General features: G+C 51.3%; 16 protein-coding genes and 1 riboswitch. Of the genes, 8 read left to right on the top strand and 8 right to left on the bottom strand.

The window, feature by feature from the left end; all coding sequences use genetic code 11:
- Positions 1–7: 7 nt before the first annotated feature.
- Genes R2083_RS03150 through R2083_RS03170 form a run of 5 tightly spaced genes read right to left on the bottom strand, consistent with a single transcriptional unit; the run spans position 8 to position 7,173 of the window.
- On the bottom strand, positions 8–697 hold the full coding sequence (locus R2083_RS03150) for a thiopurine S-methyltransferase (RefSeq protein WP_317530040.1): 690 nt from the start codon (positions 695–697) through the stop codon (positions 8–10).
- Positions 694–4,302 carry an urea carboxylase gene (uca, locus tag R2083_RS03155; protein WP_317537478.1) on the bottom strand — a complete coding sequence of 1,203 codons (3,609 nt, stop codon included), beginning with the start codon at positions 4,300–4,302 and terminating at the stop codon, positions 694–696. The genes R2083_RS03150 and uca overlap by 4 nt, the downstream gene beginning before the upstream one ends.
- 27 nt (positions 4,303–4,329) lie before the next feature.
- Positions 4,330–4,989, bottom strand: coding sequence for an urea amidolyase associated protein UAAP2 (locus R2083_RS03160; RefSeq protein ID WP_317537479.1), 660 nt, complete (start codon positions 4,987–4,989; stop codon positions 4,330–4,332).
- Positions 4,986–5,711, bottom strand: a complete 726-nt coding sequence (locus R2083_RS03165) for an urea amidolyase associated protein UAAP1 (protein WP_317537480.1) — start codon at positions 5,709–5,711, stop codon at positions 4,986–4,988. Before R2083_RS03165 ends, R2083_RS03160 begins: the two co-directional genes overlap by 4 nt.
- Before the next feature lie 13 nt (positions 5,712–5,724).
- Complete coding sequence (locus R2083_RS03170) at positions 5,725–7,173, bottom strand: APC family permease (protein ID WP_317537481.1); 1,449 nt, start codon at positions 7,171–7,173, stop codon at positions 5,725–5,727.
- Positions 7,174–7,235: 62 nt separating this feature from the next.
- Positions 7,236–7,341: riboswitch (guanidine-I (ykkC/yxkD leader) on the bottom strand.
- 337 nt (positions 7,342–7,678) lie between these two features.
- Between R2083_RS03170 and R2083_RS03175 the strand changes: the two genes are divergently transcribed.
- From R2083_RS03175 to R2083_RS03190, 4 genes are all read left to right on the top strand, one after another.
- Entirely contained in the window at positions 7,679–8,239 is a 561-nt protein-coding gene (locus R2083_RS03175) for a hypothetical protein (protein ID WP_317537482.1), read from the top strand.
- A 342-nt stretch (positions 8,240–8,581) separates the two neighbouring features.
- A complete protein-coding gene (locus R2083_RS03180) occupies positions 8,582–9,799 on the top strand; it encodes an alanine--glyoxylate aminotransferase family protein (RefSeq protein WP_317537483.1) in 1,218 nt (405 codons plus the stop codon).
- 130 nt (positions 9,800–9,929) lie between these two features.
- On the top strand, positions 9,930–10,904 hold the full coding sequence (locus tag R2083_RS03185; protein WP_317537484.1) for a glycosyltransferase family 4 protein: 975 nt from the start codon (positions 9,930–9,932) through the stop codon (positions 10,902–10,904).
- A 1-nt stretch (position 10,905) separates the two neighbouring features.
- Positions 10,906–12,801 carry a nucleoside-diphosphate sugar epimerase/dehydratase gene (locus tag R2083_RS03190; RefSeq protein WP_317537485.1) on the top strand — a complete coding sequence of 632 codons (1,896 nt, stop codon included), beginning with the start codon at positions 10,906–10,908 and terminating at the stop codon, positions 12,799–12,801.
- 69 nt (positions 12,802–12,870) lie between these two features.
- Here R2083_RS03190 and R2083_RS03195 read toward each other — a convergent pair whose 3' ends face one another.
- Positions 12,871–14,631 (bottom strand): ABC transporter transmembrane domain-containing protein, encoded by a 1,761-nt coding sequence (locus R2083_RS03195; protein WP_317537486.1) that lies wholly within the window; start codon positions 14,629–14,631, stop codon positions 12,871–12,873.
- Between the two features lie 106 nt (positions 14,632–14,737).
- Between R2083_RS03195 and rfbA the strand changes: the two genes are divergently transcribed.
- The 4 genes from rfbA to R2083_RS03215 are packed head-to-tail and all read left to right on the top strand — an operon-like array spanning position 14,738 to position 18,373.
- Positions 14,738–15,655 carry a glucose-1-phosphate thymidylyltransferase RfbA gene (gene rfbA, locus R2083_RS03200; RefSeq protein ID WP_317537487.1) on the top strand — a complete coding sequence of 306 codons (918 nt, stop codon included), beginning with the start codon at positions 14,738–14,740 and terminating at the stop codon, positions 15,653–15,655.
- Positions 15,655–16,200, top strand: coding sequence for a dTDP-4-dehydrorhamnose 3,5-epimerase (gene rfbC / locus R2083_RS03205; protein ID WP_317537488.1), 546 nt, complete (start codon positions 15,655–15,657; stop codon positions 16,198–16,200). Before rfbA ends, rfbC begins: the two co-directional genes overlap by 1 nt.
- Positions 16,201–16,211: 11 nt before the next feature.
- A complete protein-coding gene (gene radA, locus R2083_RS03210; protein WP_317537489.1) occupies positions 16,212–17,561 on the top strand; it encodes a DNA repair protein RadA in 1,350 nt (449 codons plus the stop codon).
- A gap of 32 nt (positions 17,562–17,593) precedes the next feature.
- Positions 17,594–18,373 (top strand): ceramidase domain-containing protein, encoded by a 780-nt coding sequence (locus R2083_RS03215; RefSeq protein WP_317537490.1) that lies wholly within the window; start codon positions 17,594–17,596, stop codon positions 18,371–18,373.
- A 25-nt stretch (positions 18,374–18,398) separates the two neighbouring features.
- On the opposite strand, the gene avs3b is transcribed toward R2083_RS03215, so the two are convergent.
- Together avs3b and R2083_RS03225 are read right to left on the bottom strand one after the other, a co-directional pair.
- Positions 18,399–19,094 carry an AVAST type 3 anti-phage proein Avs3b gene (avs3b, locus tag R2083_RS03220; protein WP_317537491.1) on the bottom strand — a complete coding sequence of 232 codons (696 nt, stop codon included), beginning with the start codon at positions 19,092–19,094 and terminating at the stop codon, positions 18,399–18,401.
- Entirely contained in the window at positions 19,072–22,842 is a 3,771-nt protein-coding gene (locus tag R2083_RS03225; protein ID WP_317537492.1) for a hypothetical protein, read from the bottom strand. Before R2083_RS03225 ends, avs3b begins: the two co-directional genes overlap by 23 nt.
- Positions 22,843–22,872 lie beyond the last annotated feature (30 nt).

Raw genomic sequence — 22,872 nt, forward strand, 5'->3', positions numbered from 1 at the left:
CGCAATGTCACCGCGCGAATGTTTTCAGCAGAACCGTGCTTTCCTCCAAGCGGCTGACTCCGCGCTCCCGGAAACGCGGATTTTGTGCCAGCACATTGTGCTGCGACAGCAGGGTAATTCCGGCATGCGCCCGGAACAGCGTGGTTACTTCATGCAAGGATACCGCAAAGGGCGGGCCGTTCATTTCATACTGCGGATAGTCGAGTGTGATGAGCAGGATTTGCGTATTTGCCGGAACAATCCGCAGAAGATGCTCCACATAACGTTTACGCAGATCGGGCGGTAACGCGATGAACGCGGCGCGGTCGTATACGGCGCTGACATTGCACATGTCTTCTGTACTCAGATCGAAAAAATCGCCGCACAAAATAGCGATATCATCCGCTTCCCAGCGCGTGAAGCGGCCATGCGCATGGCTCTGGGCTGTCAAAGCGTTTTCGCTGAAAAATGCCTGCGCCGCCGTGGCGCTTAACTCGACACCCCGCACCGCATGTCCCTGTTGACGCAGCCACAGCATATCCTGACTCTTGCCGCACAGCGGCACGAAGACGGTACTGTCACGACTCAATTGCAACGTGTGCCAGAACTCAAGCAAATACGGATTGGTCCCGTTCTGATGAAAACCGGTGTCATTCCGCTCCCACCGTTCCAGCCAATATGTTTTTCTGCTGTGTTCTTGCGGATTATCGTCAATCATGGCGCAGTCTTCTTCAGTGCGGCGAGCAATTGCCCGGCGGAGACACCATCCCCCTGGCGGCACAGAATGCGTTCGACGGTGCCGCTGAGCGGAGCTTCCACGGCAATTTCCATTTTCATCGCTTCGATGACGATCAACACATCACCAGCCTTAACCTGCTGGCCTTCCTGGGCCAGTATTTTCCACACGGTGCCGGTGACTGGCGAGGCGATGGCGTGACTGCCCTCGGGTAAATCCAGCTCGCTTTGCGCATCGGCTTCGTCGAGATCCGATTCGCTGGCGAACTCCATTTGCCCGTTGATGCTCCAGCGCTCGCGCTCGGCTTCAAAGGCGGCTTGCTGCCGGGTTTTGAAGTCATGGATTGCCGCTTGGTTTTGTTGCAGAAACAGGTGATGTTGCTGCAAACTGAACGTGGTTTCTTCAACGCGCAGTTGAAATTGCCCGCGGATAAAATCCTTGCGCAGTTTCAGCAGCTCGCTTTCGCTGACCGGATAAAAACGGATCTGGTCGAAGAAACGCAGCAGCCAAGGTTTGCCATCTTTAAAGTCGGCGGTTTGACGGTAGCGGTTCCACACTGGCAGCGTGCGTCCGACGAATTGATAACCGCCCGGGCCTTCCATGCCGTAAATGCACAAATACGCGCCGCCGATACCCACGGCATTTTCCGGCGTCCAGGTGCGCGCCGGATTGTACTTGGTGGTGACCAGGCGATGCCGCGGATCGGCCGGTATCGCGACCGGCGCGCCCAAATACACATCGCCCAAGCCTAGAATCAAGTAACTGGCGTCAAACACGATCCGATGCACCGCTTCGATACTATCCAGTCCATTGATACGGCGGATGAATTCGATATTGCTCGGACACCACGGCGCATCGTTGCGCACCGATTGCATGTATTTCTCGATCGCCAAGCGTGTCGCCGCATCGTCCCAAGATAGCGGCAGGTGCACAATACGCGATGGCACCGACATGCTGGCGCTGTCCGGCAGCGATTGTTCCGCGGCGAGCAAGGTTTGCAGCAGGCTGTCGCGCGGCAGAATTTGCGCGTCGAAATGAATTTGCAGCGAACGGATTCCCGGCGTCAGATCGATAATGCCGGGCAAATTGGCGTGTTGCAGCCATTCCATCAAGGCATGCGCGCGAAAACGCAAATCCAGATCGAGCACCATCGGGCCATATTCCACCAGCAAGTTACGATCGCCGGATTGGCGGTACGTCACTGCCATTTGCTGCGGGCTTTCCGCGATCTGATGCAGAATCGGGCTCGGCAACGTTGCAATCGCACCGCTGGATGCTAATGCGGGCGGCGAACGCAACAACCGGATCGATTCGTTCTGCTGTTTTTCCAGCGTTTGTGCTTGTTCCATGGTCAGCGGGCGGAAACGGATCTGGTCGCCCGGTCTGAGTTGTCCGACCTTCCATAATTCAGCATGAGCCACGGTTACGGGACAAACGAAACCGCCCAGACTCGGGCCGTCCGGCCCCAGAATGATCGGCATGTCGCCGGTAAAATCGACCGCGCCGATGGCGTACGCCGTATCGTGAATATTAGACGGATGCAAACCGGCCTCGCCGCCGTCGCTACGCGCCCACTGCGGTTTCGGGCCGAGCAAGCGCACACCGGTGCGGCTGGAATTGTGATGCACTTTCCAATCCGTGTTGAAGAACGTTTCAATATCCGCATCAGTGAAAAAATCGGGCGCGGCGTGCGGGCCGTACAACACACCGATTTCCCATTGATGCGTGTAGCAAGGGATCAATTCCGCTGCCAGCACGGTTTGCGCCGGTTCATATTCCGCCGCGATGTGCAGCACATCGCCCGCCCGCAGCGCACGCCCGGCATGGCCGCCGAATTGCCCTAGCGTGAAAGTCGATTTGCTGCCCAGATAATCCGGGACTTGAAATCCGCCTTGCATCGCGAGGTATGCCCGGCAACCCTGATTCTTGATCTTGCCGAATTGCAGAATGGCTCCGGCTTTGATTTCGTGCGATTGCCATAAGGGCAGCGGCTCGCTGTCCAGATAGACTTCGATCGTTGCGCCGGTCACGGCGATGAGGCAATCGCTGTTGAAACGCAACGTTGGGCCGGTCAATGTGATTTCCAGCGCTGCTTTGTCTGTGGAATTATTAACCAGCCGGTTGGCCAAGCGGAAAGCGAGCGCATCCATCGGCCCGGAGGGCGGCACACCGATTTGCCAGTAGCCGAGCCGTCCGGGGTAATCCTGCACAGTGGTTTGCACGCCAGGGACTAAAACGTCCAAGGTATGCGCGCGATAGTGAAATCCATTGAGAAAGCCGGTGGTGTATTGCCCGTTGCGAAATTGCACGCTGCCGAGAATTTGCTGCAAGTAATCCAGATTGGTTTCGATGCCTTGCAACGAACTGCTTTCCAATGCAGCCTGCAACCGTGCGATGGCTTTTTCCCGGTCCGGCGCGTGCACAATGATCTTCGCCAGCATCGGATCGTAAAACGCGGATACATCGATGCCGCGCTCGACCCAGGTTTCAACGCGCGCCGCTGCGGGAAATTCCGCCGCCGTGAGTGTGCCGCTGGAAGGTTGAAAGTCTTTGGCCGGATTTTCGGCGTAAACCCGCGCCTGAATCGATACGCCACGGGGTTCGATGGTGAAGGAATCGAGCGGCGGCAAATCGCCCGCAGCTTGCCGTACCATCCATTCCACCAGGTCAATGCCGGTCACTTCCTCGGTCACGCCATGTTCCACCTGCAAGCGCGTGTTGACCTCGAGAAAATAGAATTGGCCATTGGCGGCGTCAAAAATATATTCCACCGTGCCAGCGGATTGATAATTGACCGCTTTGCCGAGACGCACCGCCGTGTCCAGCAATGCTTGGCGCAGTGGCGGTGCGAGATGGGGCGCGGGTGTTTCCTCGATGACTTTCTGGTTGCGCCGTTGCATGGAACAGTCGCGTTCGCCCAATGCGACGACTTGGCCGTTACCGTCGCCGAAGATTTGTACTTCGATGTGGCGTGCCTGATCGACAAATTTTTCCAGAAACAAACCGGCATCCTTGAAATTATTTTGCGCGAGATTCTTGACCGATTCATAAGCACCGCTCAGTTCATCCTGGTTCCAGCACAAACGCATGCCGATACCGCCGCCACCGGCGGTGCTTTTCAGCATCACCGGATAGCCGATGTGCTTGGCTTGATGGCAGGCGTCGTCGAGATTCGCCAGCAAACCGGTGCCAGGCAGCAGCGGTACCTGATTTTCGAGCGCCAGCGCACGGGCTGTGTGTTTCAGGCCGAACGCGCGCATTTGCTGCGGTGTCGGACCGATGAAACAAATGCCGTGCGCCGCGCATTGCCCGGCAAAATCGGCGTTTTCGCTGAGAAACCCGTAACCGGGATGAATGGCCTGCGCGCCGGATTGCTGCGCGATGGCCAGGATCTTATCGGTGCGCAGGTAACTGTCGGCCGCGATACCGTCACCGATGCAATAAGCTTCATCGGCCTCATTGACATGCCGCGATAATGCATCGGCTTCGGTGTATACCGCGATGCTGGTGACGTTCATGCGGCGCAGCGTGCGGATGATGCGGCAAGCAATGGCGCCACGGTTGGCGATGAGCACTTTATTGAACATACGATCCTCCGGAATCTGAAACTGACGTTAATCCCAAATCAGTAAACGTATCGGTGTCGGATTATAGGCATTGCACGGATTGTTCAGCTGCGGACAATTCGAGATCAATACCACGACATCCATTTCCGCGCGCATTTCGACATACTTGCCGGGGGCCGAAACACCATCGGCAAACTCCAATTCGCCCGTTTCCGTGACCGGCACGTTCATGAAGAAGTTGATGTTGCTGGGCAGGTCGCGTTTACTCATGCCCAATTGCTGGCACAGCGGATCATGCGCCAGGGCGTGCAGAAAATTGTCGCGACAACTGTGCATCGGTAATTTTTCCAAGGCATAGCGCACGGTGTTGCTTTCCGCCGCGCAAGCGCCGCCCAATGTGTCGTGCCGCCCGCAGGTATCGGCGGTGATGGTCAGCATGACATTGCCGGAATTGGAATACAGCTTGCTGCCGGAAGTCAGGTATAGTTTATTCTGTCGGCTGACGGTATCGGTTGCGCTGTAGCGTTCTTGCGCGTCGTGCGCGTTATAGAACAGCGTGTCGACCGCTTGGTTGCCTTCTAGATCGACAATACGGAAGGTTTGTCCGTGTTTGATTCCTTTGACCCACGGTTCACCGGCCGGGCAGATTTCATTGATCACCGCATGGCTGGGATCGAGATGGCTTACAAATAGAGTAGAGGTATTCATTTTTCACCCTCGCAATAAAAGTGTTGCGCGTTCTGCAGTGCGCGGATATTTTCGGCGATATGCAGGCATTCGTTGGTTGCATCCGCTGGCGTATCAAACAGTTCCAGATTGACCGCGCCGGGCTGATACGGCTTTCCCGGATCGAGCGGATGCGGTGCGGCGGACAATATCATCAAGGTATTCATGACAAAACTGAGGTCGACATAATCGCCCGCTTTGCTGTGATTGACGTGATATTGAAGTTCTCCCATGTGATCGGCGGTCACTTTGCTGAAAAAATTGATGTTGGCGACGACATCGCGCATGCCCAGCCCCCATTTCCCCAGTTCGATCAGCATGCCGTCCAGGCCGCTGCGGAACATTTGATTACGGTGCTCCTGATAACGTGCGGTGCCGTATTTTTGCTGGATCAGATTGGCATCGCTCAAGCCGCATACGGTGTCGTTCCAACCGGCGGTATCGGCTGTGATGCAACAAAATATCCGTCCCATATCGGAATGGCACGCATGGCCTTTGGTGAGGCGGAAAGTATGCTGCGATTTCAGGGTGTCGGCCATGTTGTAGCGCTCCAGCTTTTCTTCCTGATTGAAGAATAGCACAGCAGCATTCGCGCCTCCGCTGACATCGGTGAGACGCAGCGTGGTGCCGCGCCGTAGTACCCCGGACCAATGGCATCCGCCTGGAATGAGTTGTTGCCAGATGGGTTTATTGTGTTGATTCATGATGAATTCCTCATTAAAAATGGGTTGACTTGCTGGGCATCCATTTTTTGCACAGGATGTACAGTGTGGTGCAAGTTAAAATACATCCCAGTACCAGCGGCGTCGCCCATAACTGCCACCACGGCGCATCCGCGGAGATGGCATAAGGGCGCGGCCAGGCGATGTTGATGAGCTCAAACAATGACCAGATGAATGCCAGAATATTGATGACTAATCCCCATGCACCCAGTTTTAATTCGCCCAGCGCGGGATTCCACCGCCCTGTGAGCCGGGCAAACAAGGCAAAGCCGGTGGTGAACGTGAACATGGCGTATAAACCGCCGGTACCGAACGCGATGATAGTGGCCACGGCATCGTCATTGAGTCCGAAGATCAATCCGCAACCCGCCAGAAGAACGGTAAAGAGAATCGCATTGCGTGGCGTTTTGCTCACCGTGACTTGACTCAATACCGCTGGCATATTGCCTTCGCGCGCCATGGAAAAAACAATGCGCGAGGTGTATTTGACCATGGACGCGCCGCAGGCCAGGAAAGCCGTCATCACGATGGCCAGAAACGGTTTTTCAAACCAATCGCCGATGCTGCTGGCTATCAAGGGAGTGACCGGATCGGCGGTATGGCTGGAATTTCTCAAGGTGTCGTGTTCAAAGGCCAGAATCAGCGCGGCTGAATTGAACAAAACGACTGTGCCGACGACGAGTAGCGACATGAAAATGGCACGGGGCACCATGCGTTTCGGTTGATGCGTTTCTTCCGCTGTGGTGGAGCAGGCGTCAAAACCGATGAAAGCCCAACCGGCAATGGCCAACGCGGCCAGAAAAGCAGCCATTTCGCTGGGGGCTGTGCCGGTGCCCATGTGCTGGAACAATTCCAAGACAGGATGCTGGCGGAAGAAAAAAAATAATAGCAGCGCTACGCCGAATGACCCGGCGACTTCCGCGTAAACACCCAGTTTGATCACCAGATTGAAAATACTGACCGGAGCCAAATTGAGGAATGTGCAAAGCAGCAGAAAAAGAGCACCCCACAGCACCATCAAACCGCCGCCAGTACCGGGCGATCCGCAAAAAGTGGCGAGCCAGAAGCCGCCGGTATACGCGGTCGTGGTGACCATGGCGATGGTGGAGCAAATATAAATCACACCGGCATATTGCCCGGCGATCGCGCCGCCGAGTTGCCGTGCCCATTTATAGGCGCCACCGGCAATCGGGAATTGTGATGACAGCTCCGCGTAAACAGTCGCCACCAGTAACTGCATGAGCAAGCAAACCGCCAGCGCTACAAACCAGCCGCCACCGGCGACCACCGTTTGCACACCGATGATGGCATACAGTCCGGCCACCGGTGAGACCACCGCGAAACCGAGCGTGAAACTGTGCCATACACTCATGCTGCGGCTAAGCGTATCGCTTGTCACAGGGGCATTTTGCGCAGCAGAGATTTGTTTTGTTGAACCTGACATAACCAGTCTCCATACCAAAGGGTTTTCCGGGATTGTAATGTACTTCGAGCACATTACGCTTAATCTCCCGGGCTTTTATCCCTCCGTGGAGCCTCGTTATCACGAGACCGGAAACTCTTGGACCTGACGCCGTTAACTGAACCGGCCGGAACCCTAGTTTCCCATTGCGCTACCGCTTTTTGAGTTGCTATGCCGCCAATCGTTCAATGGGCATTTTAGAAAGCGAATAACGGGTGGCATTTTAAGTTTGAATTTTGGAAAAAGCAATGGTTTTGGAGATTGAATTATTGCTTGTTTTGATATGTAAATTGCAGAACTGGATTCCAGCGTCTTGTTGTTTTCATTCTGTATTTGTGGGTCTAAATAAGCCTGATATGATGGCAGTCAGATTGATCAATTAGCTTAAAACATAAGGGGATGATATGAACAATACCGTATTAGATTTCATTTGTGACGCATTATATTGCGTCATTTCCGACGTCTAATTCTAGTTAAACGTCAACACATGAACATACAGCCGTGCGAAACTTGGGAATGTATTAACAGTTTTGCTAATTGGTTATCCGCTTTTGGCACTATATTAATTTCAGGAATTGCTCTGTGGCTTTCTGTACAAGATAGAAGAATTAATGTCAGCGCAAATTTATCCCTCGGATCCATACCGGGAGATGGTCCTTTAGTAGTAAATAGACGCGTTTACATTTTAGAATTTACAAATATTGGGCACCGTCCTGTAACAATATCATCACATTACTGGTACTTGCCTTTCAGAAAAAGTAAGTCATTTCTAATGCCGAATTTAGACAGTAGGGTATCTCACTTTTGTTCAAAATTTCCAATTGAGCTTACCGATGGAAAAACAGGCTATATATTTTATCCAGAAGATTTCTTTTCTTCTGTGCTAGACGAACCACATAAATTCCTATTTCACGAAAATACACTTGTCGCATGGCTTAGAATAAATTTCTTCAAAGTTAAGTTGTCTACCTCTGTTGGAAAATTAATAAATGTCAATGTTTCTAAGCAGGTAAGAAAAAAACTTTGGAAAATATATCGTGCCGCCTAACAAAGTCGCTCAAACCCGTTCAGCGCTTCGTGCTTCACTGGACAGCGAGGTAGCGAGGTAGGTTGGGGTGACGATAGGAACCCCAACATCACACTTTGCTATGCAGCAACCTCAATATTCCACCCAGGAAAAACTAATACCGCAGGGTGACTTCGCATATTTTTTTGGCGAGTCGATATTCATTCTGCATCGATAAATTCAGTGGGTTATGAAAATCGCTTAGTCTATCCATAAGGATAATTTATTAAGTATATCTTCGCTTATAGTAAACTCTGCTTTCAATTGTTAGAATCACCGTTTTTCAAAAATAAATCAGACTCTATTATTAACTTAGGATTGTTCATGAATACCGAAGATTTTCGCCCCGAAAAAGAAGTCAAAGTTTTTTATCCGCCGCAACGTGTTTTGATGGGACCTGGTCCGTCGGATACGCATGCGCGCGTGCTGAACGCCATGGCGCGTCCGACCTTGGGTCACTTGGATCCCGTTTTCACTGAGATGATGGAAGAAATCAAAGGCTTGATGCGCTATGCATTCCAAACCAAGAACCGCATGACCTTCCCGGTTTCCGGGCCTGGCTCGGTGGGTATGGAAATGTGTTTCGTCAATATGATCGAACCGGGCGATAAAGTCATCGTGTGCCGTAATGGCGTGTTTGGCGGTCGTATGATCGAAAACGTTGAACGTCATGGCGGCGTTGCCGTGGTGGTCGATGATAAATGGGGTGAGCCGGTTGATCCGCAGAAAGTGGAAGATGCGCTGAAAAAGAATCCCGATGCCAAAATTGTTGCGTTTGTTCACGCCGAAACTTCAACAGGTGCACAGTCCGATGCCAAAACATTGTGCGAAATCGCGCGCAAATACAATTGCCTGACCATCGTCGATACCGTGACTTCACTGGGCGGAACGCCGATCAGAGTGGATGAATGGGGCATCGATGCGATCTATTCCGGCAGTCAGAAATGTTTGTCTTGTCCGCCGGGTTTGTCACCCGTGAGTTTCTCCGACCGCGTGACCGAGCTGGTTAAAAATCGTAAAAGCAAGGTGCATAGCTGGTTTATGGATATCAGCCTGCTGTTGAATTACTGGGGATCGTCCGCCCGGACTTATCACCATACCGCGCCGACCAACGCATTGTATGGCCTGCATGAGTCACTGTTGATGATATACGAAGAAGGACTGGAGCATTCCTGGGCGCGCCATCGCTATAACTACGAAGCGCTGAAAGCCGGTTTCGCTACATTGGGTATGAATTATGTGGTGAAAGAGGAATATCGTTTGCCGCAACTGAATTCGGTTTTTGTTCCTGCCGGTGTCGATGAGAAAGAAGTGCGCCGCCGCCTGTTGGATGAGTACAATCTCGAGATTGGTGCAGGGTTGGGAGATTTTGCCGGAAAAGTATGGCGTTTCGGCTTGATGGGTACCTCTTGCCGCGTAGAAAATGTGATTTTCTGCTTGAATGCGCTGGAAACCATACTATCTGACTTGGGTATGAAAGTGGAACGCGGTGCCGCAGCTGCAGCCGCTCACAAGAGCTATGCGGCTAAGCCTATGTTCTAAGGTTGTTTCAGGCTAGCTGAGTTGGTTCTTCCGATGCCACTTTCTTGTCATGCACGATGAGAAAGTGGATTATTTTTTTATTGATTCACCCCGGATAATCCGGTCACTAAAGTAGGTGTTGGATTTTCCCGTGACAATTATCACAGCGCCGCTGTTATCGTTTGTTTTATCATTCTTCTTCATTTTATGGTTGATTAAAAGAAAGGCGCGTTGGGGGCTGGATCATCCTAATGCGCGTTCGCTTCATACTGTGCCCGTACCGCGTACCGGCGGATTGGGTTTGTTATCGGGTGTAATCATCACATGGTTGTGTTTTTCCGTAGCGATTCCGCTAACCGTTTGGGCCGGTGTCGGCTTACTGATGGTAATATCACTGCTTGACGATATCCGGCATGTGCCGGTGTGGTGCCGGTTACTGGCCCATACTATCGTTGCTGCCGCATTTACTACGGTTTTTTTACTGGATGTCACGAGTGGATTGACTGTGCTGTGTGTTACAGCTGCGGTGATCTGGATGTCCAATTTGTATAATTTTATGGATGGTTCGGATGGGCTGGCCGGTGGAATGACGGTGATCGGGTTTGGATACTATGGTTTGTTTGCGTACTTGGCCGGGGATAACGATTTTGCCGTGATCAATTTTTCGATAGCGGCGGCGGCCCTGGCTTTTTTGTGCTACAACTTTCATCCCGCGCGTATTTTCATGGGCGACGCGGGTGCCGTTCCGCTTGGGTTTCTGGCAGCGGCGCTGGGATTATTGGGATGGCTCGATCAACTATGGTCGTTATGGGTGCCAGTGCTGATATTTTCACCGTTCATCGCGGATGCGACGGCAACGATAACCAAGCGCCTGATGCGCGGCGAGAAAATCTGGCAGGCGCATCGTGAACACTATTATCAACGCATGGTGCAAAGCGGCTTAGGTCATCGCAATACTGCGCTTTTAAGTTATGCGCTGATGCTGGCTGCCGGCGGCTGTGCAGTCTGGGCTGGCGGACAGGATCTAACGGTGCAAAGCAGGGTCGCCATGGCCTGGGGAAGCATTTATTTGCTGCTCATGTTTCTTTCTGATTGCCACCGGAAATATTATTCCAACCGGGGATAGCATGCTTCTCAAAAAATACGGAATTCGCACATTCATTGCTTTCACCCATGATTTCATTGCGATCGGGGTGGCGTGGTGGCTGGCTTATTTATTCCGTTTCAATTTTGAGATTCCGGCTGATTCGGTTCAATTGCTGCTGGAAATGCTGCCTTGGCTGGTGTTGGCGCAAGGTGGCTTCTTTCTGTGGCTCGGATTGTACCGAGGGCTGTGGCGGTATGCCAGTCTGCCCGATTTGAAGCGGATTTTTGTGGCAGTGATGTCCGGTTCGTTAACCGAGCTGCTGCTCCTATGGTTGTTTGGTCTGCTGGCTAAAATTCCAGGAGCGGTGATCGTGCTGGCGCCATTGCTGTTGATGCTGATCATGGGCGGCAGCCGTTTGATCTATCGTGCCTGGAAAGAACGCCGGTTGTATGGCCTGGAGAGCAATGAAGCCAAACTGGTTTTGATCATTGGTGCAGGCAGCACTGCGGTAAATCTGGTCAAGGCTTTGACGGGAAGCCGCGAATGGCATGTGGTCGGTATGCTGGACGATGATCCACGCAAATTGGGCACACGCTTGCAAGGGATCCGGGTGCTGGGCAGGATCGACGAGTTGCCGCACTGGGTGCACACCCTGAATGTCGAGCATGTGATTATCGCCACACCGTCGGTATCCCGTCAGATTCACCGCAAGGCTCTGGAAATGTGCTCGGAAATCGATGTGAAAGCGATGACGGTGCCGTCGTACGCGGATTTGATCAGCGGTAAGTCCATGGTGACGAATATCCGTGAAATCCAGCTGGACGACTTGCTCGGTAGAGCGCCGGTGGTTTTGGACGATGACGGTCTGCACGGTTTGTTGACCGGAAAAGTCATTCTGGTGACGGGAGCGGGCGGTTCGATCGGTTCCGAGCTGTGCCGCCAGCTGGCCGCATTTGGACCGGATCGTATCGTTTTCCTGGAACTGAACGAATTTGCGCTCTACAGCATTCAGGAAGAATTTTTGCCGCGCTTTCCCGCGATGAAAATGTCGTTTGTGATTGGCGATATCAAGGATCGCGCGCGCATGATGCAATTGTTCGAGCAGTTCCATCCCGCTGTGGTTTTTCACGCCGCCGCTTACAAGCACGTGCCACTGATGGAAGAAGAGAATGCTTACCAGGCACTGCTGAACAATGTGTTGGGGACATACGTGCTGGCGCAGGTCGCGATCAGTTTCGCGGTGGAAAAATTTGTTCTGATCTCGACCGACAAAGCGGTCAATCCGGTCAGCGTCATGGGCGCCAGCAAACGCCTGGCGGAAATGGTATGCCAGGCCTTACAACAATCCATTGCGGCTAAGCAAAATCAACTGGACCGGAATAACCAATCGCGCCCGACTTGTTTTGTGATGGTACGTTTCGGCAATGTGCTGGGCAGCACCGGCAGCGTTATTCCGAAATTTCGCGAGCAAATTGCCAAAGGCGGCCCGATTACCATCACCCATCCGGAAATGACGCGTTACTTCATGTCCATCCCCGAAGCGGCGCAATTGGTATTGCAAGCGGCATTGATGGGCGGAACCAATGGCGGCGGGGAAATTTTCGTGCTGGATATGGGCGATCCGGTCAAAATTGTCGATCTCGCCAATGACTTGATCCATTTATCCGGATTGGGAGAAGATGATATCCGTATCGTTTTCAGCGGATTGCGGCCAGGAGAAAAGCTGCATGAAGAGTTGTTGTCCGCCAGCGAAAGCACATTGCCGACACCGCATCAAAAATTGCGTATTGCCCAAGCACGCCAAGTGGATGAGCAATGGCTGTCCGATATGACGGCGTGGTTGAACAAAATTTCGGTATTAAGCGATCAAGAAGTCCGGGATCAACTGGTGAACTGGGTGCCGGAATATAATAGTAAGGAATGGAACGGCAAGTAGTGCGCACCTGAATATCAGCGCGTCCTTGCATCGACGGAAGAAACGGCAGCGGGGCGAATTTGAATGGGGTTAAGTGTGCTGAGGACTGTCTGCTGCTCTTAAGCTTTCGGCAATACACCCATTTTCCAGCACAAAGATTCGGTCGATCTTTTGCAATTGCGGGATCGATGGATTGAAAATCAGCGTGGTGCGGTTTTGCATCAATTTTTCCAACACGGGCAGCAGATTTCCCGGATCGGGTTCCTGGGGAGTGAATAATTCATCCAGGATTAGGATGCGAGGGTCTTTCACGAATGCGCGCGCAATGGCGAGCTGCTGTAGTTGGTGCCGGGTGATTGCCGTGCCTTTGGCACTGATATCTGTCTGCAAGCCTTCGGGCATGTGCCGGACAAATTCGATGGCGTGTGATGCCTGCACGGCTGCGGTGATTTTTGCTTCATTGCTGCAACGCATCGCGCCATAGGCAATGTTTCCGGCAATTTTATCGTCGAGTAGAAAGGTATCTGTGGCAACCAAAGCGATGTTCGCGTACAAACGGTTTAATTGGATATCCGGCAGCGGCTGATCATTGAGTAAGATTTTCCCGCTGGCCGGTCGACGCAAGCACAGTATCAAATCGATCAATGCATTTTTTTCTTCCAGGGTATAGCTGGTAAATACCACGACCTCGCCCGGCCGTACGGTGAAATGCATGTGATTGAGAGTCGGTTTGGCGCCTGTGTCGTCTTCGTAACGTACTTGGTCAAATACCAGCTTGGCGCAACCCTGCGGAGTGCCAAGAGTGCCGCTATCCTGTTCGGATGGCTGATCGAGGAATGCAAAAATGGCTTCCAAAGTCGTTTGATCATGCTCCAGTTGTTTGGGTAGATTGGCGATGCGTTGTAGCGGCAGGATAAACAGCAATACGATGGTGATCAGCGCGCCGGTTTCGGGCAGATCGAGTGCGCCATTGATTGCTTGCAACGCGATAATGTAGGCTACGGCGAGCATAATCAACATCATGATGAGCTGACCTGCGGGAATCGCCATGGCCTTGATTTGCGTTTGTTGCATGTCGGCTTGATAGATCGCTGCGGAAATTTTGCCAAGACGTTGGCTTTCATGATGTTGTCCGCCGTCCAGTCTGATTTTTCTGTAGTGCGCGACGGATTGCGCTAAGTGTTCAATCAGATCGCCAACCGCTGGTGAGTGTTGATACTCGGGTTTATTGAAACGGCTTTGCGTCATTTGATGGATCAGCAGGATGAGCGGTATCGCCAGCAGGAGCAGGATGGCAAACTCTTGATTGAGACGCAACGTGCAAATCATTAATGCGATGATTGTCAGACAATCTTGCGTTAACCGGGCGAGGTGTCCGGCAGTGGTTTGCGCAATCGTGTTGATATGCGCTATCAGTGCGCTGGTTTGATGAGAATTGAAATGCGCGTAGCAATGGATGGGCAGCGTCAACAGCTTGTTAAAGAATTCCATGCGCAAATCGGCGCCGAGCTTGCCACCGGCTTTACCAGTGGCGTAAAGGCTGATATAACCCGCCAATCCGCGCGCGGCAAATACCGCAACCATCGTCAGTGACGTGGTTTGTATCAGCGATGGGTCTTGCAGGACAAATGCGCCTGCCAGCATGTGCTTAACGAGCAGGGGCAGAAACGCCAGCAATAGCGCTACCATCAGCATGGCGGATAATGCCAGCAAGAGTAACTTCCAGTAAGGCGCCAGTTTTCTGACTAAGCGATGGTAATGTTGCAAGTCGATCATAACGCACCATTTTACATGAACCGGCTGCGGATTCGCTGGTTGCTTGATGCGGACAATGGCGATTTGCGGCGGCAATTATCCGGAGCGTGAGGCGGATATAGTACAATCGCCCATTCTTTTAATGAATGGATCCGGATGACAACGATGCATTAATGTATTTTTAAAATCCGGGTTTTTATTTATGCCAATATTCAATACTTCCAAAACTCTATCTACGCTTCCACGGAGAAAAGGCATCGTGCTGGCCGGCGGTTCCGGAACGCGGCTTTATCCCGTGACGCAAACGATCTCGAAACAATTGCTGCCGGTATTCGACAAGCCGATGATTTATTATCCGCTCAGCACACTGATGCTTGCTGGGATCCGGGATATTCTGGTGATTTCAACCCCGCGCGATGTGGGCAATTTTCAGGAATTATTACGTGACGGAAGCCAATGGGGATTGAATATTTCATACGCCGAACAACCGTCTCCCGATGGCTTGGCGCAAGCTTTTCTGATCGGCGAATCGTTTATCGGTAACGATAACTCGGCGCTGGTTCTGGGCGACAATATTTTTTACGGGCACGATTTCCATCATCTGCTGACAAATGCGATGCAGCGCGTGCAAGGCGCAAGTGTTTTCGCGTATCACGTGCACGATCCGGAGCGCTATGGTGTGGTTGAATTCGATGCCGGTGGCAAGGTCGTGAACTTGGAAGAAAAGCCCGAACAGCCGAAATCGCATTATGCCGTGACCGGTTTGTATTTTTACGATGCCCATGTGGTGGATTACGCCAAAAGCTTGAAACCATCGGTGCGCAACGAACTGGAAATCACCGATCTGAATCGCATTTATTTGGAACATGACGCGCTCAGTGTCGAAATCATGGGGCGCGGCTATGCCTGGCTGGATACCGGCACGCATGAATCGTTGCTCGATGCGAGTCAGTTCGTTGCTACCATCGAGCACCGCCAAGGCTTGAAAATCGCCTGCCCGGAAGAGATTGCCTTCCGGCAAGGCTGGATCGATGCCGCGCAACTCGAAGCGCTGGCGCTGCCACTGGCCAAAAACGGTTACGGTCAATACCTGCAGCAAGTTCTGAAACGGGAGTTTTGATGAAGGCGACACCCTTGCGTATCCCCGATGTTTTTCTGCTGGAACCGCGTGTTTTCGGCGACGATCGGGGGTTCTTCTATGAAAGCTTTAATCAGCGTGCATTCGAATCCGCCATTGGTAAGCCCGTCTGTTTTGTGCAAAGCAATCATTCGCGCTCCGCGCATAACGTGTTACGCGGCTTGCACTACCAGATCCAGCACGCGCAAGGAAAACTGGTGCGCGTCGTGGCGGGGGAGGTGTACGACGTTGCGGTCGATATTCGCCGTTCTTCGCCGACTTTCGGGCAATGGGTGGGAGAGATCTTGAGCGCGGAAAACAAAAAACAATTGTGGATTCCCGCTGGTTTCGCGCACGGCTTCGTGGTGTTATCCGATAGTGCCGAGTTTCTCTATAACACTACCGACTATTGGGCACCGGAGTTCGAGCGTTGCATCGTGTGGAACGATGAAATCTTGGCGATAAACTGGCCGATCTCGGGATCTCCGGTGCTATCCGAAAAAGACGCGCGCGGTGCGCAGTTTACTATCGCCGAAGTCTACGATTAGCAGGCTTTTAAATGGCCAAATCAAAAACCATTTATTCCTGCACCGAATGTGGCGGCCAAACGTTGAAATGGCAAGGCCAGTGCCCGCATTGTCAGGCCTGGAATACATTGGTCGAAACCATCGCGGAAAAATCCGTGTCGCGCTTTAGTCCGGTATCCGAAACCGGGCAGGTGCAGAATTTAAGCACCATCGAAGCGCGCGAAGAACCGCGTTATCCGACCGGCATCGAGGAATTGGACCGGGTGCTCGGCGGCGGCATGGTGCAGGGCGGGGTGGTGTTGCTGGGCGGCGATCCGGGCATCGGTAAATCGACGTTGCTGCTGCAAGCGCTGTCATTCATGTCGGCGCAGCATTCCGTGTTGTATGTCAGCGGCGAAGAATCGGCGCAGCAAGTCGCATTGCGAGCCAAACGTCTGGCGCTCGATGTGCGGTCAGTCAATTTGTATGCCGAGATTCAACTGGAAAAAATCCAAGCGGTGCTGGCTGAACGTAAACCGTCGGTGGCGGTGATCGATTCGATCCAAACGGTTTATTCCGAAGCGCTGCAATCCGCGCCGGGATCGGTCGCGCAGGTGCGCGAATGCGCGGCGCAATTGACGCGTCTGGCGAAATCGAGCGGCACCTGCATCATTCTGGTCGGTCATGTCACCAAGGAAGGCGCGCTGGCCGGTCCGCGCGTGCTGGAACATATGGTCGATACCGTGCTGTATTTCGAGGGCGATATGCACTCCAGTTTCCGCATGATCCGCGCGTTCAAGAATCGTTTTGGCGCGGTCAATGAATTGGGTGTGTTCTCGATGAGCGAGAAAGGCTTGCGCGAAGTGAAAAATCCTTCCGCGTTATTCCTTTCGCATCATGACACGCAAGTGCCGGGATCGTGCATCATGGTCACGCAAGAGGGCACGCGCCCGCTGCTGGTGGAAATTCAGGCCCTGGTCGATGAAGCACGTTCGCCCAGTCCGCGGCGATTATGCGTCGGATTGGAACAAAACCGCTTGGCAATGCTGCTGGCGGTGTTGCATCGCCATGCCGGAATTCCGTGCTATGACCAGGATGTGTTCGTCAATGCCGTGGGCGGTGTCAAAATCACCGAACCGGGTGCCGATCTGGCGATTTTGCTGGCGGTAGTGTCGTCGCTGAAAAACAAACCGCTGACGGAAAAAATGATCGTCATCGGCGAAGTCGGCCTGGCCGGTGAAATCCGCCCCGTGCAGCGCGGCCAGGAACGATTGAAAGAAGCGGCGAAACTGGGTTTTAAACAGGCGATTATTCCGGTAGCCAACAAGCCCAAACAAGCGATTGCCGGTATGAACATCATTCCGGTGGCGCGTATCAGGGACGCGGTTGCGCACATGCATTAGCCGCCGTTGAAAATTTCCGTGCGCATAAACCCATGAACCGGCACATCTGGATACTGACGGGAATTTCGATTCTGATCATCGTGGCCGCTCTGTTGCTGCCGCCGTTTGCCCAGCCTGCCGGTTATCATCATTTCGCCGATCAACGCGATTTTCTCGGCATTCCGAATTTCAATGATGTAGCCTCCAATCTGGCTTTTCTGTTCAGTGGCACCGCCGGTTTGATATTTCTGTGGCGCGTGCATCAAGATCCCGCGCAAACCACGTTTCAAGATCGCAGGGAAAGTTTGCCGTATTGGGTGCTGTTTTCAGCTATCGCCTCCGTCGCTTTCGGGTCCATTTACTACCACTGGACACCGGATATCGATCACTTGCTATGGGATCGCCTGCCCATCGTCATCGCCATAACCGCCCTGTTATCGGCCACACTGGTTGAGCGCATAAGCCGGGACGCCGGTCTTTGGGCTTTACCGCTGCTCGTTGTGCTGGCCGTGCTGAGCGTGTTGTATTGGTACTGGACGGAGCAGCAAGGCGCGGGCAACCTGAATTTCTATATCGTCATGCAGTTTTACTCGATCCTGCTGATCGTTTGGATCAGTCTGCGCTTTCCATCGCGTTACACGCATGGCAACAGCATCTATCAGATCATTGCGCTCTACGCGGCCGCAAAAGTATTTGAAATGCTGGATGCGCAAATTTTTGCCTGGACAAACGGCTGGATCAGCGGCCATACGATCAAACATCTGATTGCTGCGTTTGCGGCATATGGGATTGTGAGGATATTGCGGGAGCGGAAATTTGTAAGGTATCAATAAGAGAAGCGTATTGCACCGGAATTTTTTAGATTTTGTTCTGATTATTAATTGTGTCGAGTTTTTCTTGTAGATGATCAGACAGCATTTTTGCCAAATTGATGAAATCTTCCAATCGTTTGATTCGACTTTCAATTTCCTTTCGCTCTTCATTGGTCGCAGTTTCTTCGCCACTTAGTTCGGCTTCATTTGAGACAAATCGTATGACTGAAAAATAATTATCATCTACTGCCCCCGCTGCCTCGGCAAGAGTGACCCACTCCTTGGATTTTTCAATTGCATCTCGAGCAGCGCAAGTCAAACAAAAGCGGATCAGAAGTCTGGCTGTGTAATCTACTTTTTCAGCACTTTCCAGCCAGGTAGCGCTTTCCGTATTTTTCTGTTGCTTTACTGCTGCTTCGTGGACAGGCCGGAAGTATCTCGGGATATTGCTGTTAGGATCGAGGCTCTCAAGTGTTCTCAGGATAGGATCATAGTCTTGGAAAGGTCGTTTGCCATTCGGTATTGCTGTGTAATGACTCCAAAGCTCGAGAATTGCACCCGCGCATTTCGAGCGCTGCTCGTCTCGATTTTCTTCATTTGCTATCTCTGCATTATGAATTAACTCTGCGATATAGTGCGCCATCCACCGGCTAAGCGTGTCGGCAGACTGATCGAAACCAAGTTCTGCAACAAGCTGCTTGCCCAGTTTTAGAACATTATCAAACTGTGTAGAATCTGCCATCAGATTTGAGTAGATAGATTTTTGTATAGGGTGGGATGTATCCAAAGTCATTTTTTCTTTCATAGCGATAATGGAGAATGTCTCTTTCGATCTGAACTTCTATGATCAAGTCTTTGTTAGTACGATTAAGCAAATCTGTCAAGTAACCAAAATCTGCAATAAGTCTTCTACCCTGCTCGACAGCATTATCATCATCTTTGTTTTGGTGTCGGCCCCAAATTTCGCACCAAAGAACATTCTGGTTACTATCTTCTCGTTTCCAAGCTCTACCTTCGACATCTGAAACGATTGGCAGTACTTCCAAAACCTCACTTCCTGGCCGGATGGATGGAAACCTTATATCGCCCGACCAGGGATCAAATTCATCAAGCCCGCCGCCTCGAGTTCGATCAACAAGCCAGCCTTTAAGTTGATATTCTCCCTGATTGATCTGAAGATCGCTATCCGCATCAGGGATGCCATAATGTATGGAGTTGGTGGTTGTTTGCAACGCCCGCAAGAGGGCATTCGATCTTTCACAGGATACGAAAGCGCTACTAATGCGAACAGATTCTTTCCGCTTTCCAAATTTAGTAGTCCAATGGCCCCAGGTATTTATTCGTTTGTCAGTGATCCCCAATAATCTATCGAAATCAGAAACATGAATAGACCATGGCCATTCATCGGTGTCTTCTTTTTGATTCTTCCAATCTGGCCACTCAAAAGGTTGTGGATCGCGTCGATCAGCGAGCCAATTTCCGTCTTCTCGAGATAATTTGTGACTATCCAACCATTGCTGAAACTCATTCTCGGGATCTTCTGAGCTTTGATGCAGCGGCCTGTTAAGCAGTAACTTTCCTGCTACAACCATCATTCCATGATAGGCCAAATAAAATTCGAGATCGTCTGTTTCTGGAGTAGATCCATGCGAATGAGATGTTTCACCTTCTGAAAAAAGGTGTTTGTATCGCCTTTGATCGTTTCTCCAAATTTCACGAGAACCGAATCCCCATTTGCATTCAATGACATTAGCGACTTCTATCGAAATATCTGCTTGAGTTAGTGCGAACAATTGCCCCAGACTTGAAAGCCAATAAGGCCCGATATCGAGGCCAAAATAATATTCCCAGTCTTGCGAAGTTGTTGATTCTCTTCCTCTCTGCTTGTCAACTCGATCCCAATTTTTAGGAAACTCCACTGGAAGACTCGGAGTATTTATGGAAATAAGCTTATTGGTAGTTTTGTCGTCTACACTCAAGTGCTGGGAATTGGTGAGAGCTAGTATCGCGTTTGCCGCAAAATCTCGAATCAGCACATGTTGATTATTCAAGGCGATATTCATAAGAAAAGCTGAAAAGGGCTTGATGGCATTCGGGCTTTCCATTGCTGCTCGCGCCAGTGCGATAAGGAGCCATTGAAGAGCGTGCAGTTCGTAGAAATGCAACGTACGGTCGGCGAATGGTCCTGCTTTCCCGGTTTCAGCGAGACTTATCAGCTCTTTCAGAATGTCACCGCGATCCAGAACGCACAGCCCTCGGACAGCGTGAGCCGCTTGCCAGCGAAGCGAACTGTTGGGAGCGGCTAGACCGGTCCAGATGTAGCCTGCTACGGCACCATTGATGTTTGCGGGTGGAGCAAGCTCGATGGACCATTCGCCGTCACCGTCATCCTCTTTTAGAAATTCATTGAACAGATCAAGTCCGAATCTGAGTGTGTCCAGTGCCTCGTCCTGATTAATCCGAAGAGCTAAAAGCCCGGTAAGTGTGAACAGTCGACCGGATGTTAACTCTTCTGTCGTTTCGGAAATCGCGTCGAGTATGATGTTCGCAATATCGCTTTCCGAAAGGTCGCAAAATTCACGTGCGGTACTAATGGGTAAAACTTCATAATAGCGACTTTTAGTGATTTCCATACAATAGCGTCGACAGTAGACTTTCAACGTATCGCGAAGTGCCGATTTTATGACTAGTCGCTGTTTCCAATCATTAGGGAATTGTTCGAGAAATTTCCGGAGTTCGTACAATTCAAACTGAGGAACTTCCGCTAGTGCTCTGATGAACTTGTCTTCCTGCCCAACCTCGATCCGTTTACACGCTTCACGAAAAAAATGATCAGCATACCAAGGAGGCTCAGAGGATTTGAATCGGCGATAAGCGTCTGAAATTCCATTTGGAGAATTCAGGTCGAGACCGGAAAATGTTGCATTCCAATCTCGTTGCGCTTCACGTGGTGATACGCTGTTGCCGAAGTTATGATCGTTTGATTGGCGGGAATGCTTTTTCCGCTCACTAAATGCAATTACCTCATCAATGCCATCAAGCGCTAGGCCGTGCGATGTAGCGATGATATTCACTTTTCGCCAAGTAGACACACTGTGTTCATCCAATCGCATGTAGCGGTAAAAGTAATTCGATACAGTACTTTTCTGTAACTTGGATTCGCAGGCTTCGAGTGCCGAACTCAACAACTGTGCTTCATCCCATTCGGCGCGAAAGCCTATGAGTGACAATGGCGCTAACGGATCAAGACTTCGATTCTCTACGAGAAATTTGATAGCTTCCGGCAATAACCGTTCTGATCGACCGAATTGCCTGTCTCGCCAGCGGCTCAGAATTGTCATGCAGGAAGAGGGACACAAGGCGGCAATCGCTCTGACAGTTGTTTCCCAGTCAAAATACTTCCGATCAATATAGTCATAGGTAAGCTCTGCGCACCTCGAGAGTTTATAGGCGACTTCTGGAATAGGTTTGCCGGGATCGGCAGCGCGAGCAGCCAGATAGAGGATGGATGACCAGCGATCCAGATTCTCGTCACCAATGTTGCTGGCAACTTCCACGGCATGATCAAAATATGCACTGGCTTCGGATTTACTGACTGCTAGTACTGCACGTGCTATATCAATATATGAAGTAACTTTCGAGTTGGCGTCTTCTCTGACATTGTTTGTCAATTCAAGTGATTGTCTAGCATAATTGAATGATCTAGTCTGAGTTGGTTCATGACGCGCTGCGATACGAGTGATGTTATTGAGCGTCGTTGTAAAGAGCGGATGTTTGAGCGAAGCAATCCAAGCATCGAATTCATTCAACCTAATTACTTGCGACCCACCAGCCATTACCAAGATATCGAACCAAAGCTGTACGATCTCATTAGACGTATTCGATTCTTCACGATAGCTGATTTTGGCTGCTTTAGAGGAAGCGGTGCGAGTGTCTGTTATGGCAGCGCCTAATCGGTCTTTTGGCAATTTACCGAGAAAAATACGAATCCAGAGTTGGTGCCAGGGTAAAAGCGCTCCTACATTTTCTTTGAATTCTCGTGCATCTTGTGAATCGTAATGTGCGTTTTGTTTCTCCAGCTCTTTCCGTAATTCTAGATGCGCTAGGTCGTTCATTTCTAGAGTTTTATCATCCAACGCTGCTTTAAGTGAGTAAGCGCGAAGAAGATGAAACCTTGAACCGCCAAAGTGAGATGTAAGACTACGCGGCGGGTTATCGGGAAGATAGCGATTGAGAAGTACTGCGAGTTCATTTGCAGTGCGTAACGAAAGTTGACATCCCGCCTCCACGAGTGCAGTCACGGCTCCGAGTAGATTTTCTTCGTGATCAAATCGTTCGCCTGACGATAACTTCACTCTCGAGTTACACAGCAAACGCAATGCCCGTTCTACTACTTGCCTGGGTGGGCTCTTGTGAATGCGTCGTAATTCTACGGCGATCGCAAGAATAAGACCCAGATCATTTCCTGCGGCGACAGCGAGATCGTTCAAGTCAGAATATCGCTTATGATCGATAAGTCT

Source organism: Nitrosomonas sp. Is35, from assembly GCF_033063295.1.
Taxonomy (GTDB): Bacteria; Pseudomonadota; Gammaproteobacteria; order Burkholderiales; family Nitrosomonadaceae; genus Nitrosomonas.